The following is a 17,607-nucleotide window of genomic DNA, read 5'->3' on the forward strand; positions in this document are numbered from 1 at the left end:
CCTAGTCCTTGAGGTCCTTGTCAGTCCACGAAACGCAGATCGGGGATGGCGCCGCTCGCCACGAGCATCACGTAGAGGTCCGTGACGACGAGCGTCCCCAGGGTGATCCAGGCCAGCAGCATGTGCCGGTTGTTGAGCTTGGTGACCTGGGTCCAGAGCCGGTACCGCACCGGGTGGCGGGAGAAGTGTTTCAGCCGCCCGCCGATCACGTGACGGCACGAGTGGCAGGACAGGGTGTAGGCCCAGAGCATGACCACGTTGCCGAGCAGCACCAGGTTGCCCAGCCCGAAGCCGAACCCGCCGGTCTTTCCGTGGAACGCGACGATCGCGTCGTAGGTGTTGATCACCGAGATCAGCACCGCCACGTAGAAGAAGTAGCGGTGGGCGTTCTGCAGGATCAGCGGCAGCCGGGTCTCCCCCGTGTACTTGCCGTGTGGTTCGGCGACCGCGCACGCGGGCGGCGAGAACCACACCGACCGGTAGTAGGCCTTGCGGTAGTAGTAGCAGGTCAGCCGGAAGCCGAGCAGGAACGGCAGCGACAGGAACGCCAGCGGGATCCAGCCCGGCAGCTCCCCGAACGGCGTGCCGAAGTGGGCCGACCCGGGCACGCACGAGTCGCTCAGGCACGGCGAGTAGAACGGCGTCAGGTAGTGGTACTCCGGCACGTAGTAGGCGGTGCGGACGAACGAGCGGATGCCCGCGTAGATGACGAACGTGGCCAGGCCGAGCGTGGTGAACAGCGGCGGGACCCACCACCGGTCGGTGCGCAGGGTCCGTGCGGTGATCCGGGCGCGCCCGCTAGCGGCGTTGGTAGCGGGCGCGCTCACCGCTGGTCACGGTGGTATCCGCCGACCCCTTCGTCGTCGGCCCCCTGCCACAGGGCCGGGTCGTACGGGCCGTCGGGGATCTTCACGACGGCCGAGGGGTCCAGCGGCTTGGGCTGGACCGGGACGCTGGGCTGCTCCAGGTCGCTCGCGTCGATGTCCAGGCGGTCGACGTCGTTGGCGAGGCGGCGGACCGCGGAGGCGTCACCGTAGCGTGATCGCAGGGCGCCGACGCACTGCTTGAGCTGCCCTATCGTGCGGCGGAGTTCGGCGAGTTCGGTGGTGGTCATGACTACCTCCGGTCAGTTCGGCGGCGAGCCGGGGCTGGTACCGACTCTGCCGCTCGGCGTGCAATGTGACAAGTAGCACACCCTAGGTTGATGTTGTGATCGGGGTCACCTGAAACGATCTTCTTAATCGATTTTGATCCGGCCGATCCGGCCGCTACTGTGTCCACTGTCACGACCGTGCGACGCCAGCGAAGTCGTCAGCCGGACCAGCCGACGAGTTCCAGGTGGTTCTCCCGTGCGAAAAGCCCGAACACCCGTCCACCCCGTCGTCGAGGAAGTCACCGAGCGCATCGCCGCGCGCAGTGCCGCCACCCGCAGCGCCTACCTGGCGCGCATGGCCGCCGCCCGCGCCGAGGGGCCCGCCAGGGCCGGCCTCGCGTGCAGCAACCTCGCCCACGGCTTCGCCGCGTGCGGCGGCGAAGACCGCATCGCCCTGCGCGGGCTGCGCAAGCCCGGCATCGCGATCGTGTCCGCCTACAACGACCTGCTCTCCGCGCACCAGCCGCTGGACGAGTTCCCGGCGTGGATCAAGGACGCCGCGCGCGAGGCCGGCGGGGTCGCCCAGTTCGCCGGCGGCGTGCCCGCCATGTGCGACGGCATCACCCAGGGCCGCGCCGGGATGGAGCTGTCCCTGTTCAGCCGCGAGGTCATCGCGATGGCCACCGGGATCGCCCTGTCGCACGAGATGTTCGACGGCGCGCTGCTGCTCGGCGTGTGCGACAAGATCGTGCCCGGCCTGCTGATCGGCGCGCTGGCCTTCGGGCACCTGCCGTCGATCCTGGTGCCTGCCGGGCCGATGACGTCGGGACTGCCGAACAAGGAGAAGGCCCGCGTGCGGCAGCTCTACGCCGAGGGCCGCGCGACCCGGGAGGAGCTGCTGGCGGCCGAGTCCGCGTCCTACCACTCGGCGGGCACCTGCACGTTCTACGGCACCGCGAACTCCAACCAGCTGGTCGTCGAGGTCATGGGCCTGCACCTGCCCGGCGCGAGCTTCGTGCACCCGGGCACGCCGCTGCGCCGCGCGCTGACCGAAGAGGCGGCGCGGCGGGTGGTCGCGTTGTCGCGGGACGCCGAGTACACGCCGCTGGCCGAGGTGATCAGCGAACGCTCGGTGGTCAACGGCGTGGTGTCGCTGCTGGCCACCGGCGGGTCGACCAACCACACGATGCACCTGGTCGCGATCGCCGCGGCGGCCGGGATCGAGCTGACCTGGGACGACTTCGCCGACCTGTCGTCGGTGGTGCCGCTGCTGGCCAGCGTCTACCCGAACGGCAGCGCGGACATCAACCACTTCCACGCCGCGGGCGGGGTGCAGGTCCTGGTCGGCTCGCTGCTCGACGCCGGGCTGCTGCACGAGGACGTCCGCACGGTGGCCGGGGACGGGCTGTCGCGGTACCGGTCGGAGCCGGTGCTGGACGGCGGCTCGCTGACCTGGCGCGAGGTGCCGGCGCGCAGCCTGGACGAGGACGTGCTGCGACCGGTGGACAACCCGTTCGCGGCCGACGGCGGGCTGCGGATGCTGTCCGGCAGCCTCGGGCGCGCGGTGATGAAGGTGTCGGCGGTCGCGCCGGAGCACCGTGTGGTGCGGGCGCCCGCGCGGGTCTTCACCTCGCAGGAGGGCTTCACCGAGGCGTTCCGCGCCGGTGAGCTGGACCGGGACGTGGTCGTGGTCATCCGCAACCAGGGGCCGCAGGCGAACGGCATGCCGGAGCTGCACGGCCTGACGCCCGCGCTGGGCGTGCTGATGGACCGCGGGCACCGGGTCGCACTGGTCACGGACGGCCGGATGTCCGGCGCGTCGGGCAAGATCCCGGCCGCGATCCAGGTGACCCCCGAGGCCGCGGCGGGTGGTCCGCTGGCGCGGGTCGCCGATGGTGACGAGGTGGTGGTCGACGCGGTCGCCGGGCGGCTGGACGTGCTGGTCGACGAGGTCACACTGGCGGCCCGGCCGTTGCGGGACGCGCCGCCGGACGAGGCATCCTGGGTCGGCACCGGCCGGGAGTTGTTCACCGCGCTGCGCCGCGCGGTCGGGCCGGCCGATCAGGGCGCCGGCGTGTTCGGGCCGATGACCCCGGGGCACTTCGGCGCCCCAGCGCGAGTGTGAGGAGAGACGTGAAGACAGGGCATGACGTGCTCGAGCTGTCGCCGGTGCTGCCGGTGGTCGTGGTGGACGACGCCGCGGACGCGGTGCCGCTGGCGAAGGCGCTGGTCGCGGGCGGGATCCGCGCGATCGAGCTGACGCTGCGCACACCGGCCGGGCTGGCCGCGATCGAGCGGGTGGCGGCCGAGGTGCCGGAGATCGTGGTCGGCGCGGGCACCGTGGTGACGCCGGAGCAGGCTCGCCAGGCGGCGGACGCGGGTTCGGCGTTCCTGGTGACGCCAGGCTGCACGGACCGGCTGCTGGAGGCCGTGTCCGGGACGGGGTTGCCGTTCCTGCCCGGCGTGAGCACGGTCTCGGAGGCGATGCGCGTCGCTGAACACGGCATCACGGCGCTGAAGTTCTTCCCGGCGGAGGCCAGCGGCGGGGTGGCGTACCTGAAGGCGCTCGGTGGGCCGTTGCCGCAGCTGCGGTTCTGCCCCACGGGTGGTGTCACAGTGCAGAACGCGCCGTCCTACTTCGCACTGTCCACAGTGGGCTGTGTCGGCGGCACCTGGCTGACCCCGAAGGACGCCGTCGCGGCGGGCGATTTCGGGCGGATCGAGCAGCTGGCGCGCGAGGCCGCGGCGCTGCGCTGAACGGTTTCGCAACCGCCGCCCGTGAAGTCCGCGGACGGCGGTTGCGAATTCAGCGGCGTTACCGCGCCCTCGCGGCACACTTCGCTGCTGATGAACAGGCCGCCGGTGGCATCGGTGGTCCCGAAGATGCACCAGCGCCCAGCCTCCTGATTGAGGATCGCCTCGCCCGGGTACTAGCCTCACGGCACCTCGTCTGGCGAAGGAGATCGCCGTGGGATGGGAGTGGCTCGCCGACCCGGGTTACTGGGCGCCCCGGCTGCTGTTCCAGCGGGCGCTCGCCGCGATCTACCTCGTCGCGTTCCTGGGCGCGGCCTTGCAGTTCCGGCCGCTGATCGGCGAGCGCGGCCTGCTGCCCATCCCCCGGTTCACCCGCCGCGTGCCGTTCCGCCGCGCCCCCAGCCTGTTCCACTGGCGCTACTCGGACCGGCTGTTCGCGGGCGTCGCCTGGATCGGCGTCGTCATCTCGGCCGCGCTCGTCCTCGGCCTGTTCGACCACACCCCCGTGTGGGCGACCATGCTGGCGTGGCTGGTGCCGTGGCTGCTGTACCAGTCGATCGTCAACGTCGGCCAGATCTGGTACTCGTTCGGCTGGGAGTCGCTGCTGCTCGAGGTCGGGTTCCTGGCGATCTTCCTCGGCCCGGCCGACACCGCGCCGCCCGTGCTCGTGCTGTGGCTGCTGCGCTGGGTGCTGTTCCGGCTCGAATTCGGCGCCGGGCTGATCAAGATGCGCGGCGACGCGTGCTGGCGCGACCTGACCTGCCTCTACCACCACCACGAAACCCAGCCGATGCCCGGACCGCTGAGCTGGCACTTCCACCACCTGCCCAAGCCGCTGCACAAGGTCGAAGCCGCGGCCAGCCACTTCACCCAGCTCGTGGTGCCGTTCGCGCTCTTCGCGCCGCAACCCGCCGCGAGCGCGGCCGCGCTGCTGATGATCCTCACCCAGCTGTGGCTGGTCGCCAGCGGGAACTTCTCCTGGCTGAACTTTCTCACCATCGCCATCGCGGTGTCCGTTGTGGACATCATTCCGGCGCCGGTGCCGGAACTGGCCGAACCGCCGGTGTGGCAGCACGTTCTCGTGTTCGGGCTGACCGTGCTGGTCGTTGGGCTCAGCTACCGTCCGGCGCGCAACCTCGTGTCGCGCGAGCAGGTGATGAACACCAGCTTCGACCGGCTGCACCTGGTCAACACCTACGGCGCGTTCGGCAGCGTCACCAAGGTGCGGCACGAGATCGTCATCGAGGCGACCGACGATCCCGCGCCCGACGAGAACACGGTGTGGCGCGAGTACGAGTTCAAGGGCAAGCCCGGCGACCCGCGGCGGCGCCCAGCGCAGTTCGCGCCCTACCACCTGCGGCTGGACTGGCTGATGTGGTTCGCCGCGCTGTCCACCCGGTACGCCGAATCGTGGCTGCCCGGTTTGGCGGAGAAGCTGCTGGCGGCGGATCCGGGCACGCTGAAGCTGTTGCGGCGCGACCCGTTCGACGGCAGGCGGCCTGCCTACCTGCGGGCGCGGCTCTACCGGTACCGCTTCACGACCCCACGTGAGCGCAGGGAGACTGGGGCGTGGTGGGTGCGTGAACCGCGGGGCCCGGTGCTGCCGACGACGAAGCTCGGGCCGCACGGCGCGGTGGTCGCCGTCGACTGAGGAGGACGGGATGCACGCTGGTCGGCTCGCGGAGCTGCTCGGCCGGTGGTCCAGTGGCAGCGAGCCGCTCTACCTGAAGCTGGCCGCGCGCTTGGAGGGGCTGGTCGAGCGGGGTGAGATCCCGGCCGACGGGCGTCTGCCGACCGAGCGTGCGCTGGCCGCGGAGCTGGCGGTCAGCCGCAACACCGCGGTCGCCGCCTACGACGTGCTGCGTGACCGTGGGCTGGTCGAGCGCCGCCGCGGCAGCGGCACCTTCGTGCGACGGCCACCGCGGCCGGGACGTGGGGTGGTCGCGGAGTTCAACCCGATGTTCCTGCACCTGCTCGACCCGGTGCCGGACCTGATCGACCTCACCTGCGCCGCGCCGCCGCAGCCCGCGTACCTCGCCGAGGTCGTCGCCGAGGCCGCGGTGGGCGACTTCGGCATCGGCTACCACCCGTCCGGCATCCCGGCGTTGCGGCAGGCGATCGCGGACTACTACGCCGCGCTGGGGGTGCCCACCGAGCCCGCGCAGATCGTCGTCACCTCGGGCGCCCAGCAGGCGATTTCGTTGCTGGCGCAGCTGTTCCTGCGGCCCGGCGACGCGGTGGCCGTCGAGGAGCTGACGTATCCGGGCGCGCTGGACGCGTTCCGCGGCGGCGGGGCAAGGATCCTCGGGGTGCCGCTGACAGCGGACGGCGTGTCGGTGCCGCACCTGGCGGAGGTCGTCGGCGGGGCGAAGCTGGTGTACCTGGTGCCGGCGTTCCAGAACCCGACCGGCTCGGTGCTGCCGCCGCACGCGGCGCGGCAGGTGGTGGCGCTGTGCGAGTCCCACCAGGTGCCGCTGGTCGACGACCACGTGCTCGCCGACCTCACGCTTGACGGTCCACGGCCCGCGCCGCTCGCCCGGCACGGCAGCGGGGTGATCAGCGTGGGGTCGCTGAGCAAGCTGATCTGGGGCGGGGTGCGGATCGGCTGGGTCCGGGCCGATGCGCGGACCGCGGCCGATCTGGCGCGGCTCAAGGCGGTCGCCGACCTCGGGACGGACGTCGTCGCGCAGGCGATCGGGGTCGCGTTGTTCGCGCGGCTCGGCCGGGTGCGGACGGAGCGGCAGGACGAACTGCGGGAGCGGCGGGACCAGGTGGTGCGGGACCTGCGCGCGGCGTTGCCGTCGTGGGAGTTCCGGACGCCGCCGGGCGGCCAGACGCTGTGGATCCGGTTGCCGGGGGCCGATTCGCGGCGGTTCGCGCAGTTCGCGTTGCGGTACGGCGTCGCGTTGCTGGAGGGCACGTCGCTGGCCGCGCACGAGTCCAGTGGCGAGCACATCCGGGTGCCGTTCACGCTGCCGTCGGCGGCGTTGTCCGAGGCGGTGCGGCGGTTGCGGAAGGCGTGGGACGACTATCCGGGAGCCAATCACGCGGGATTGGCTCTGTCGGGCGGGGCCGGGACCGGCGAGGGTGATCGGCATGCGACGTTTCCCGCCGAGCGCGATGACGAGTCTGCTGGACGAGAGTCCCCGGTACGACCTGGCCGAGAGCACCTGCGGTGATCTGACGGTCGCCGAGCTGGTCGATGTCGGCCGCCTGGCGAAGTTCCCGCTCGGGTACGGCACGTCCGCCGGTGACGAGGAGCTGCGGGCGCTGCTGGGCGCGCGGCTCGGGGTGGCCGCGGACGAGGTGCTGGTCACGGCGGGCGCCGGAGCCGCGTTGTTCCTCGTCGGGCTGGTCGCCGACGGGGAGGTCGTGGTGGTGCAGCCCGGGTACCCGCCGATGCTCGGGCTGGCGCGTGGGCTCGCGGAGCGGGTGCGGACGGTGCGGTTGCGGTTCGAGACCGGGTACCGCCTGGACGTGGCGGCGCTACGGGCGGCGCTGACCCCGCGGACGCGGCTGGTGATGCTGGCGACGCCGCAGAACCCGGCCGGGGTGGCGTTCACCCGGGACGAGATCGACGCGGTGTTGTCGGCGACGGCCGAGGTGTGCCCGGAGGCGATGGTGCTGGTCGACGAGACCTACCGGGAGGCGGCGTATTCGGAGATCGAGTCGTTCGCCGCGGTGTCGCCGCGGGTGCTGACGTGCGGGTCGTTCTCGAAGGCGCACGGGGCGCCCGGGTTGCGGATCGGCTGGCTGACCGCACGGGACCCCGAGTGGTACGAGGAGCTGCGCCGGGCGAAGTTCACGAGCGCGGTGTCGTGCGGCACGCTGGACGAGTTCCTGGCGCTGGAACTGTTGCGGCGCGCGGACGACGTGCTGGCCGGAAAGCGGGCACGGATGCGCGCCGGGCTCGCCGAAGTGGCCGCCTGGGTGCCGCGTCAGGACGGCCGGGTGACCTGGCTCCGCCCCGACGCGGGAGCTTTCTGTTGCCTGCGCGTGGAATCCGGTGCGCCGGAGTTCTACAACCGCCTGATGGCGGCCGGGGTGGCCGTCTCCCCCGGCGACTGGTTCGGCGACGACCCGGCCGTCTTCCGGCTCGGCTTCGCCCACGAACCGGTCGAGCGCCTGCGCGAAGCGCTCGAGCTGATGAGCCAGGCGCTGATCCGAGTCGCGGGCGGGTGAGAGAACCCAGCGGTGAGTGCGCGAAGTCGCCATTTCGTGCGGCTGCCAGAGACGCATTTCGTGGTGCGAGTTGTCCACAGCGACCGCACGAAAGTCATTCTCGCGGAGAACTGTTGGGCGATGCGGCGGACCGTGGGACGCCGGTCGCTGGGTGCGCCGGATTGTGCAGAGGGCGAGGCCGGAGCGATCGTGACTCCAGCCGCCCCTATGCCCGCCTAGGGCCTGACTGACAAATGTTCGGGTTGGTGGCTGGAATGGTGCTGGCCGTTTCGCGGTTTCAGTTGCTCTCGGATGCTCGGTGGGCGTCGATCGATCCCCGAACCCGCCGACCAGGCCGGACACCGCAAACGCCGCGGTTCCCGCGGCGGGCGACCACCCGCCTTCCACACGGTCGACCACCACGGCCGCAACCCCGTCGAACGCCACTTCAACCTGCTCAAACACTGGCGTGGCCTGGCCACTCGCTACGACAAGCTCGCCATCGCCTACCGATCAGCGATCGTCCTGCATGCCGTAGTCACCTGGACCAAGGCATTGTCAGACACGCCCTAGCCGCACTCCTGTGGGGTGGGCTTGGCGGGTGCGGGAGGGGTGTCTCCGGATGAGCCCGCGGCAGCGGCGATTCCCTGCAAGGCTGCCGTGTTTCACGCCACGGCAGCTAGCCGACGCGACCCACGCAGAGCGAACCCACGACAAAGCTGCCCCACGACGAAGCCCACCACAGAGATCTGCGGTGGGCTCAGTCGTGGGTCCAGAAAAGGGCGCCGGGCTCAGTCCAGCGTCGCGTCGTCCAGGGGGGTTGCGTCCGCGCCTGCGTTGCGGAGCTCGTCGCGCACCACGGTGTACGCCAGGCCCTGCGGGTAGCCCTTGCGGGCGAGCGTGCCGAGCAGCCGGCGGGTCGCGGTCTGCTCGTCCAGCGTCGTCATCGTGCGGAGCCGCTTGCGCACCAGCTCGCGCGCCCGCTGCTCCTCCGACTCGCGGTCGATCTCGCCCGCCGCCTGTGCGGCCACCTCCGCGTCGACGCCCTTGCGCTTCAGCTCGGCGACCAGCGCGGTGCGCGCCAGGCCCTGGTAGGCGTGGCGCGACCGCACCCACTGCTCGGCGAACGCGGCGTCGTCGATCAGGCCGGCGTCGTCCAGCTTGCCGAGCAGCTGCTCGCGGATCTCGTCGTCGAAACCCTTGCGCCGCAACGCCTGCCGCAGCTCGTCCTTGGTGCGGGCGCGGATGGCCAGGAGGTCGAAACAGACCTCCTTGGCCTTCTTCCACGCCTCGTCCCGGGACAGCTCCTTCGGGTCGAACCTGGGCATCGATCAGAAGTCGACCGGGGCGGGCTCGGCCGCCTCGGCGTCGACCTGCGGCCCGATGCCGAGCTTCTCCTTGATGCGCTTCTCGATCTCGTTGGCGATGTCCGGGTTGTCGCGCAGGAACTTCCGCGCGTTCTCCTTGCCCTGGCCGAGCTGGTCGCCCTCGTACGTGTACCAGGCGCCGGACTTGCGCAGGATGCCCTGGTCGACACCCATGTCGATCAGCGAGCCCTCGCGAGACACGCCGACGCCGTACAGGATGTCGAACTCGGCCTGCTTGAACGGCGGCGCGACCTTGTTCTTCACGACCTTCACCCGGGTGCGGTTGCCGACCGCCTCGCCGCTGTCCTTGAGCGTCTCGATGCGGCGCACGTCGAGCCGGACGGACGCGTAGAACTTCAGCGCCTTGCCACCGGTGGTGGTCTCCGGCGAGCCGAACATGACGCCGACCTTCTCGCGCAGCTGGTTGATGAAGATCGCGGTGGTGCCGGAGTTGGACAGCGCACCGGTGATCTTCCGCAGCGCCTGGCTCATCAGCCGGGCCTGCAGACCGACGTGCGAGTCACCCATCTCGCCCTCGATCTCGGCGCGCGGCACGAGCGCGGCCACCGAGTCGATGACCAGGATGTCCAGCGCGCCGGAGCGGATCAGCATGTCCGCGATCTCCAGCGCCTGCTCACCGGTGTCCGGCTGGGACACCAGCAGCGCGTCGGTGTCCACCCCGAGCGCCTTGGCGTACTCCGGGTCGAGCGCGTGCTCGGCGTCGATGAACGCGGCGATCCCGCCCGCCTTCTGGGCGTTGGCGACCGCGTGCAGGGCGACCGTCGTCTTACCGGAGGACTCCGGGCCGTAGATCTCGATGACGCGGCCGCGCGGCAGGCCGCCGATGCCGAGTGCGATGTCGAGTGCGATGGCGCCGGTCGGAATCACGCCGATGGGCGGGCGGGTCTCCTCGCCCAGCCGCATGACGGAGCCCTTGCCGTACTGCTTGTCGATCTGGGCCAGGGCGAGCTCGAGCGCCTTGTCCTTGTCGGGTGCTGCTGGCATGGAAATCCACCTCGTCGTCAGAGCCTGTGGGGCTGGTGTTCGAGTTTGTTTTCGCTGTGGCCCGAGACTACGGGCGGGGTCCGACAATTCCGGGCGCCGAGACGAGGCTGTGGATCGTTGACCCCGATGTGGACAACACAATAGCCGAACACGTGTTCGAGGCAAGAGCGACACACCCGAGGGCGCGGATTTTCCGGGAAACGGTCACCGGCGCTCCGGCGGCACGTCGAACTCCGCGCACACCGCCCGCCAGATCTCCTTCGCCGGGGTCCCCTCGGCCAGCGCCTGCTCGACGGTGCGGCCGCCGAGGCCGCTGAAGACGTGGTCCTTCGCCAGGATCTCCGCCCGGCCGGGCCCGAACTCGTCGGCCATCAGCTGGCGGAACACGGTGATGCGCATCGAACCCAGGGTAGCGACCGGCGCGCCGGGTACCGTGTCCGCATGACCTCCGCGCAGGAGATGCCGTCCTGGGGCCCCACCGCGATGGCCGTGGCCTCGGCGGCCGTCCTGGTCGCCGCCATCGTCGTGGCGCTGCGGGCGCTGTGGAACATGCGCAACCGGAAGTAGCTACTCCCCGGGCTGCACGTGCTGCTCGAAGTAGGTGGCCAGGTCGCCGGCCGACAGCGGCGCCTGCCCGGTGCCCGCCTTCTGGTAGACGATCCCGGCCAGCGGCCGGTCGGCGACCGTGAACACCAGCACCGCCGAACTCCGCGCGGACGCCGACGAGTAGCTGCCGTCCAGGCCGTTGCCCTTCCACGCGGCCCGCACCTGGTTGCCGCCGACCGCGCCGAGCAGCCGGTCGGTGTACTCCTTCACCTTCGCCGCCGACACCCCGTGCAGGTAGGTGACCTGCGCCCCGGCCAGCGCGGGCGCCGAGCAGGTGGTCAGCACGCCGATGTTCTCGTCCTCCGGCGGGGCGATGTCCCCGGTGCCGGCGCCCGGCGCGCACTGGCCGTCGGCGATCGTGCCGGCAAGCTGGCGCAGGCAGCCGGTGAAGCCTGATGGGTCGGTGGCGCCGGGCTGCTGGCACTCGGCCGCGCTGAACGTCGTCGCCGACGAGCTGGACGACGGCCAGAACAGGTAGGTGGCGACCGCGGCCAGCAGCACCACGACGACCGCGGCGACGCCGGTGACCAGCTTCTTCCGGTCTTTCTTCGGCGGCGCGGCCGGCGGCAGGCTCGGGAAGTTCGACGGCGCGGGCCGGTACCCGGCCTGCGGGTACGGCGACGCGCCCGGGTAGCCGCCCGGCGGGGTGCCCGGCACGGTAGCGACCGGGGGCGGCGGGAAACCCGGAGGCGTCCCGGTTGCGGCGACCTGCCCTTCGACGTTCTGGGTGCGCATGCTGATGCCGTCGCGGGCCACGTGGTGCGCGCCCAGCGCGACCGCGGTCTCCGGCTGGTCCAGGCTGGTGGGCACGATGCCGAGCTTCTCCGCGATCATCGACCCGACCAGCGGCAGCCTGCTCGACCCGCCGACGAGGTAGATGCCGGCCAGCCGGTCCGGGGACAGCCCGGCGGCGGCGACCGTGCGGCCCAGCAGCTCGACGCTGCGCAGCAGCGCCGGGCGCACCAGCGCCTCCAGCTCGCCGCGCGTCACCAGGACGTCGTTGAACGGCTCGGGCATCGGCACCTCGGTCTGCGGCAGCCGGGACAGCGCCTCCTTGGCGGCCTTGACGTCCTCCTGCAGCGCGCGACGGGTGCGCCGGTCGGCGGTCGACTCCGGGCGCAGCAGCCGCTGCCAGCGCTGCGGGTCCGAGTGCGAGACCTCGCGGCCGACGTGCACCATCAGCGCCTGGTCGACGTCGAGCCCGCCGAGGTCGGGCAGGCCGTCCTCGGCCAGCACGGTGAAACCGTTCTGGGTGGCGCCGACGACCGCGACGTCGAAGGTGCCCGCGCCCAGGTCGTACACCGCGAGCGCCTGGCCGGGCGCGGGCGCGCGGCCGGGGAAGGACGCGAAGTGCGCGGCCGCGGCGACCGGCTCGGGCACGAGCAGCAGCGGGCCGGTCAGGCCGGCCAGCCGCGCCGCGGACAGCAGCACGTTGCGCCGGGTCGGGCCCCACTGCGCCGGGTGGGTGAGGCGGACCTCGTCGGGGAGGTCGCCGCCGAGCTGGCGGGTGGTCTCGTCGAGCACGCGGCGCAGCACCGCGGCCAGCGCCTCGTTGACCGGCACGACGTCCTGGCCGAGCAGCAGCGTCTGCTCGTCGACGCGGCGCTTGGGGTTGGGCTCGAAGCGGGTCGGGTCGAGGCGCGCCCGGCGCTCGGCGTCGCGGCCGACCACGAGGGCGCCGCCCTCCTCGGCGAACACCGCCGAGGGCATGGTGGCCGAGCCGTCCACCTCGACCACGCGCGGTGGCCGCCCGTGCGCGGACAGCACCGCCACGGTGTTGGACGTACCGAGATCCACCGACAGGATGCGCACAGCTCTTCCCCTCACGATCCACCCAGGCCAGGACGTGATGCTGCCACGCTGCCCGGGACCGCGCGTGCGGCACCCGCGAGAAATTGTCGTACCCCCCGGTCATCATGGATGCGTGACCGACGTGCTCGACCTGTTCTCGCCCGCCACCCGCGCCTGGTTCGCGGGTGCCTTCGCCGCGCCCACCGAGGCGCAGGCGGGGGCGTGGCGCGCCGCGCAGGCGGGTGAGCACGCGCTGGTCGTGGCTCCGACCGGCTCGGGCAAGACGCTGGCGGCGTTCCTGTGGGCGCTGGACCGGCTGGCCGCCGGGCCACCGGCCGCGGACGCACAGCGCCGCTGCCGGGTGCTCTACGTCTCGCCGCTGAAGGCACTGGCGGTCGACGTACAGCGCAACCTGCGGGCGCCGCTGGCGGGCATCCGGCAGGCCAGTCACCGGCTCGGGCAGACGCCGCCGGAGATCACGGTGGGCATGCGCACCGGCGACACGTCCGCCGCCGAGCGCCGCACGTTCCTCAAGACCCCGCCGGACATCCTGGTCACCACACCGGAGTCGCTGTTCCTGATCCTCACCTCGTCGGCCCGTGAGTCGTTGCGCGGCGTCGAGACGGTGATCCTGGACGAGGTGCACGCGGTGGCAGGCGGCAAGCGCGGCGCGCACCTGGCGCTGTCGCTGGAGCGGCTGGACGCGCTGCTGCCGAAGCCGGCGCAGCGCATCGGCCTGTCCGCGACCGTGCGCCCGATCGACGAGGTCGGCTCGTTCCTCACCGGCGGCCGCCCGGTGCGGGTGGTGCAGCCGAAGACGGCGAAGACCATCGAGGTGCGGGTCGAGGTCCCGGTCGAGGACATGGCGAACCTGGACGCGCCCGCGCCGAGCCCGCTGGAGCGGCTGGACGCGATGCTGCCGGACGACGGCCCGCCGGACGAGCCGGCCGCGGTGCGCAGGCCGTCGATCTGGCCGTCGGTGGAGCAGCGGGTCCTGGAGCTGATCCGGCAGCACCGGTCGACCATCGTGTTCGCGAACTCGCGGCGGCTGGCCGAGCGGATGACGGCGCGGCTCAACGAGCTGGCCGCCGAGCAGACGGAGCTGGCTGCCGACCAGCGGTTCCCCGCCGAGGCGATCGGCGAGTCCGGGCTCACCACGGGCGCGGCGGCGACGGTCGCGAAGGCCCACCACGGCTCGATGTCGCGTGAGCAGCGCACCCGGGTCGAGGAGGAGCTGAAGTCCGGGCTGCTGCCGTGCGTGGTCGCCACGTCGTCGCTGGAGCTGGGCATCGACATGGGCGCGGTCGACCTGGTGGTGCAGATCGAGGCGCCGCCGACGGTCGCGTCCGGGCTGCAGCGCGTCGGCCGCGCCGGGCACCACGTCGGCGCGGTGTCCACCGGCGTGATGTTCCCGAAGTTCCGGGGCGACCTGGTGTCCTGCGCGGTGGTGTCGGAGCGGATGACGGCCGGCGCGATCGAGGCGGTGCGCTACCCGCGCAACCCGCTGGACGTGCTGGCGCAGCACATCGTGTCGATGGTGGCGCTGGAGCCGTGGTCGGTCGAGGACCTCGCGGCGACGGTGCGGCGGGCCGCGCCGTTCACCGCGCTGCCGGACGACGCGCTGCTGGCGGTGCTGGACATGCTGGCCGGGCGCTACCCGAGCGAGGAGTTCGGCGAGCTGCGCCCGCGCATCACCTGGGACAGGGTGTCGGGTGAGCTGCGCGGGCGGCCCGGATCGCAGCGGCTCGCGGTCACCTCCGGCGGCACGATCCCCGACCGCGGGCTGTTCACCGTGATGACGCCGGGCAGCGACGGCAGCCCCGGCTCGCGGGTCGGCGAGCTCGACGAGGAGATGGTCTACGAGTCGCGGGTGGGCGACACGATCCTGCTGGGCACCTCGTCCTGGCGGATCACCGACATCACGCACGACCGGGTCATCGTGGTGCCCGCGCCGGGTGAGCCGGCGCGGATGCCGTTCTGGAAGGGCGACGCGCCGGGGCGGCCGCTCGAACTCGGCAGGGCGCTGGGCGCGTTCGTCCGCGAACTGTCCAGTTCGGACGACGAGAAGGCGCGTGAGCGGGCGCGGCAGGCGGGCCTGGACGAGCTGGCGTGCGACAACCTGCTGACCTACCTGACCGAGCAAAAGGCGGCGACGCGGCACGTGCCCAACGACCGCACGATCCTGCTCGAACGCTTCCGCGACGAGCTGGGCGACTGGCGGGTGGTGCTGCACTCGCCGTTCGGCGCACAGGTCAACGCGCCGTGGGCGCTGGCGATCGCGGCGCGGCTGCGGGAGCAGCGCGGGGTGGACGCCCAGGTGATGCACTCCGACGACGGCATCGTGCTGCGCCTGCCGGAAGCGCTGGACAGCGACGGCGCCGAGGTCACGATCGGCACCGACGACGTGCTGGTCGACCCGGAGGAGGTCGAGCAGGTCATCGTCGCCGAGGTCGGCAGTTCGGCCCTGTTCGCCGCACGGTTCCGGGAGTGCGCGGCGCGGTCGTTGCTGCTGCCCCGCCGGGATCCGCGGCGGCGCACCCCGTTGTGGCAGCAGCGCCAGCGGGCTTCGCAACTGCTCTCGGTGGCCGCGAAGTACGAGCGGTTCCCAGTCGTGCTGGAGGCGATGCGCGAATGCCTGCAGGACGTCTACGACGTGGGCGGCCTGCGTGAGCTGATGGCGGACGTGCGGGCGCGGCGCGTGAAGGTCGCCGAGGTTGAGACGCCGTCGCCGTCGCCGTTCGCGCGCAGCCTGATGTTCGGCTACGTCGGGATGTTCCTGTACGAGACGGACGCGCCGCTGGCCGAGCGGCGGGCGGCCGCGCTGTCGCTGGACTCGACGCTGCTGGCCGAACTGCTGGGCACCGAGGCAATCCGGGAGCTGCTCGACGCCGAGGTGGTCGACGAGGTCGAGCGGTCGTTGCAGCGGCTGGAGCCGGACCGGCACGCGCGCAACGCGGAGGAGACCGCGGACCTGTTGCGGTTCCTCGGCGATCTGTCCGATGAGGAGGCCGCGGCGCGCGGCGTCCGGCGGGAGTGGCTGGACGAGCTGGTCGCGCAGCGACGGGTGATCCGGGTGCGCATCGCGGGCACGGACCGCAACTTGTCCATCGAGGACGCGGGCCGGGTGCGGGACGCGCTGGGGGTGGCGCTGCCGATCGGGGTGCCGGAGGCGTTCACCGAGCCGGTCGCTGATCCACTCGGCGATCTGCTGGCTCGGTACGCGCGGTCCCGCGGGCCGTTCTCGGCGCACCAGGCGGCGGAGCGATTCGGCCTCGGGCCCGCGGTGGTGACAGGTGTGCTCGACCGGCTCACCGCCGAAGGCCGCCTGGTGCGCGGCGAGCTGCGTCCGGTGGGGCATCCGGAAACCCACGGCGCGGGCACCGAGTACTGCGACGCGGCGGTGCTGCGGCGGTTGCGGCGGGCGTCGCTGGCCCGGCTGCGGGCCGAGGTCGAGCCCGTGGAGCCCGCGGCGCTGGGCCGGTTCCTGCCGTCCTGGCACGGCATCGGGGCGCGGATGCGGGCCGCGCCGAGCGTCGACGACGTGCTGTCGGTGGTCGAGCAGCTGGCGGGGGCGCCGCTGCCGGCGAGCGCGCTGGAGTCGCTGATCCTGCCGAGCCGCCTGCCCGGGTACTACCCGGCCCTGATGGACGAGCTGATGACCGCGGGCGAGGTCGTGTGGTGCGGCGCCGGGGCGCTGGCCGGCGGCGACGGATGGGTGTCGCTGGCGCCCGCCGACGTGGCCGACCTGCTGCTGCCCGAGGCCGACGAGGAGCCGCCCACCAGCCCGCTGCACGAGGCGATCCTCGCCGCGCTCGACGGCGGCGCGTTGTTCTTCCGCCAGCTCGTCGACCGGGTGACGCCGCTGCTGGACAGCGCGCCCAACGACGCCGACGTGGTGGGCGCGCTGTGGGACCTGGTGTGGGCGGGCACGGTCACCGGCGACACGCTGGCCCCGCTGCGGGCCCTGGTGTCGGGCAAAGGCGCGGCGCACAAACCCCGCCAGGCGACGCCACGCAGCCGGTACGGGCGGATGCGCGCGGGGCGGCCGGCGATGCCGTCGCGCACCGGGCCGCCGACGGTGGCCGGCCGGTGGGCGCTCACGCCGGTCCGCGAATCCGACCCGACGCGGCGCACGCACGCGCGGACGGAAGCGTTCCTGGAGCGGCACGGGGTGCTGACGCGGGGCGCGCTGGAGACCGAGCGGGTCACCGGTGGGTTCTCCGGGATCTACAAGGTGCTGCGGGCGATGGAGGACTCGGGCCAGGTGATCCGCGGCTACGTCGTGGAGGGCCTGGGCGCGGCGCAGTTCGCCGCGCGCGGCGCGGTCGACCGGCTGCGAGCGATGTCCGATCCGAGCGGCACGCGGCGGCCGGACGCGATGGCCGACGCCGTCGTGCTGGCGGCGACGGACCCGGCCCAGCCGTACGGCGCGGCGCTGTCGTGGCCGGCGGCGCTGGGCGACACCAAGCACCGCCCGGCGCGCAAGGCAGGCGCGCTGGTGGTGCTGGTCAACGGCGTGCCCGCGCTGTACGTCGAACGGGGCGGCCGGTCGCTGCTGTCGTTCACCGAGGACGAGCCGACGCTGAAGGCGGCCGCGCACGCCCTGTCCCGCGCCGTCCGCGAGGGCTGGCTGGGGCAGCTGGCGGTCCAGCGGGCGGACGGCGAGCAGGCCCTGACGTCCGCGCTGGCCGACGTCCTCCGGGACGCCGGGTTCCGCGCCACCCCGAAGGGGCTGCGGCTACGAGCCTGAGATCACGCCACCCTCCGTTGGCTCACTCCAGGCGAGCACGATTTACTTTTCGTGACCCGAACGAGTGAGAGGACAACCCC

The 17,607-nt window shown here is 72.6% G+C and carries 14 protein-coding genes; 8 read left to right on the forward strand and 6 right to left on the reverse strand.

What is annotated here, in order from left to right:
• Positions 1-20 precede the first annotated feature (20 nt).
• Positions 21-827, reverse strand: coding sequence for a hypothetical protein (locus ACCP09_RS01035; RefSeq protein ID WP_017983946.1), 807 nt, complete (start codon positions 825-827; stop codon positions 21-23).
• On the reverse strand, positions 824-1,114 hold the full coding sequence (locus ACCP09_RS01040) for a hypothetical protein (protein WP_017983947.1): 291 nt from the start codon (positions 1,112-1,114) through the stop codon (positions 824-826). The genes ACCP09_RS01035 and ACCP09_RS01040 overlap by 4 nt, the downstream gene beginning before the upstream one ends.
• 235 nt (positions 1,115-1,349) lie before the next feature.
• On the opposite strand from ACCP09_RS01040, the gene edd reads away from it, so the two are divergent.
• The 6 genes from edd (at position 1,350) to ACCP09_RS01070 (ending at position 8,581) form a co-directional block, all read left to right on the forward strand.
• Positions 1,350-3,218, forward strand: a complete 1,869-nt coding sequence (gene edd / locus ACCP09_RS01045) for a phosphogluconate dehydratase (RefSeq protein WP_123685423.1) — start codon at positions 1,350-1,352, stop codon at positions 3,216-3,218.
• A gap of 8 nt (positions 3,219-3,226) precedes the next feature.
• Positions 3,227-3,850: a bifunctional 4-hydroxy-2-oxoglutarate aldolase/2-dehydro-3-deoxy-phosphogluconate aldolase gene (gene eda / locus ACCP09_RS01050; RefSeq protein WP_378333976.1), complete on the forward strand. Its 624-nt coding sequence runs from the start codon at positions 3,227-3,229 to the stop codon at positions 3,848-3,850.
• A gap of 211 nt (positions 3,851-4,061) precedes the next feature.
• On the forward strand, positions 4,062-5,498 hold the full coding sequence (locus ACCP09_RS01055; protein WP_433742554.1) for a lipase maturation factor family protein: 1,437 nt from the start codon (positions 4,062-4,064) through the stop codon (positions 5,496-5,498).
• Positions 5,499-5,508: 10 nt separating this feature from the next.
• Entirely contained in the window at positions 5,509-7,026 is a 1,518-nt protein-coding gene (locus ACCP09_RS01060) for a PLP-dependent aminotransferase family protein (RefSeq protein ID WP_433742556.1), read from the forward strand.
• On the forward strand, positions 6,944-8,029 hold the full coding sequence (locus tag ACCP09_RS01065) for a pyridoxal phosphate-dependent aminotransferase (protein ID WP_433742558.1): 1,086 nt from the start codon (positions 6,944-6,946) through the stop codon (positions 8,027-8,029). The genes ACCP09_RS01060 and ACCP09_RS01065 overlap by 83 nt, the downstream gene beginning before the upstream one ends.
• Before the next feature lie 291 nt (positions 8,030-8,320).
• Complete coding sequence (locus ACCP09_RS01070) at positions 8,321-8,581, forward strand: transposase (RefSeq protein WP_433742560.1); 261 nt, start codon at positions 8,321-8,323, stop codon at positions 8,579-8,581.
• A gap of 218 nt (positions 8,582-8,799) precedes the next feature.
• On the opposite strand, the gene ACCP09_RS01075 is transcribed toward ACCP09_RS01070, so the two are convergent.
• The 3 genes from ACCP09_RS01075 to ACCP09_RS01085 form a co-directional block, all read right to left on the reverse strand.
• Entirely contained in the window at positions 8,800-9,336 is a 537-nt protein-coding gene (locus tag ACCP09_RS01075; RefSeq protein ID WP_020419628.1) for a regulatory protein RecX, read from the reverse strand.
• 3 nt (positions 9,337-9,339) lie between these two features.
• Positions 9,340-10,380, reverse strand: coding sequence for a recombinase RecA (gene recA / locus ACCP09_RS01080; protein ID WP_017983956.1), 1,041 nt, complete (start codon positions 10,378-10,380; stop codon positions 9,340-9,342).
• A 204-nt stretch (positions 10,381-10,584) separates the two neighbouring features.
• Positions 10,585-10,779 carry a DUF3046 domain-containing protein gene (locus tag ACCP09_RS01085; RefSeq protein WP_017983957.1) on the reverse strand — a complete coding sequence of 65 codons (195 nt, stop codon included), beginning with the start codon at positions 10,777-10,779 and terminating at the stop codon, positions 10,585-10,587.
• Between the two features lie 42 nt (positions 10,780-10,821).
• Here ACCP09_RS01085 and ACCP09_RS01090 point away from each other — a divergent pair, with 42 nt between their 5' ends.
• The gene (locus tag ACCP09_RS01090; RefSeq protein WP_267283917.1) at positions 10,822-10,947 is read left to right on the forward strand and encodes a hypothetical protein; all 126 of its coding nucleotides are present in this window, start codon (positions 10,822-10,824) and stop codon (positions 10,945-10,947) included.
• Here the strand turns inward: ACCP09_RS01090 and ACCP09_RS01095 are convergent, their stop codons facing one another.
• A complete protein-coding gene (locus tag ACCP09_RS01095; protein WP_433742563.1) occupies positions 10,948-12,798 on the reverse strand; it encodes an Hsp70 family protein in 1,851 nt (616 codons plus the stop codon).
• Positions 12,799-12,910: 112 nt separating this feature from the next.
• On the opposite strand from ACCP09_RS01095, the gene ACCP09_RS01100 reads away from it, so the two are divergent.
• Positions 12,911-17,527 carry an ATP-dependent helicase gene (locus ACCP09_RS01100; RefSeq protein WP_433742565.1) on the forward strand — a complete coding sequence of 1,539 codons (4,617 nt, stop codon included), beginning with the start codon at positions 12,911-12,913 and terminating at the stop codon, positions 17,525-17,527.
• The last annotated feature ends 80 nt before the right edge of the window (positions 17,528-17,607 follow it).

The sequence above is a fragment of the Amycolatopsis sp. 3B14 genome (assembly GCF_050958625.1).
In the GTDB taxonomy this organism is placed as follows: Bacteria; Actinomycetota; Actinomycetes; order Mycobacteriales; family Pseudonocardiaceae; genus Amycolatopsis_E; species Amycolatopsis_E thermoflava.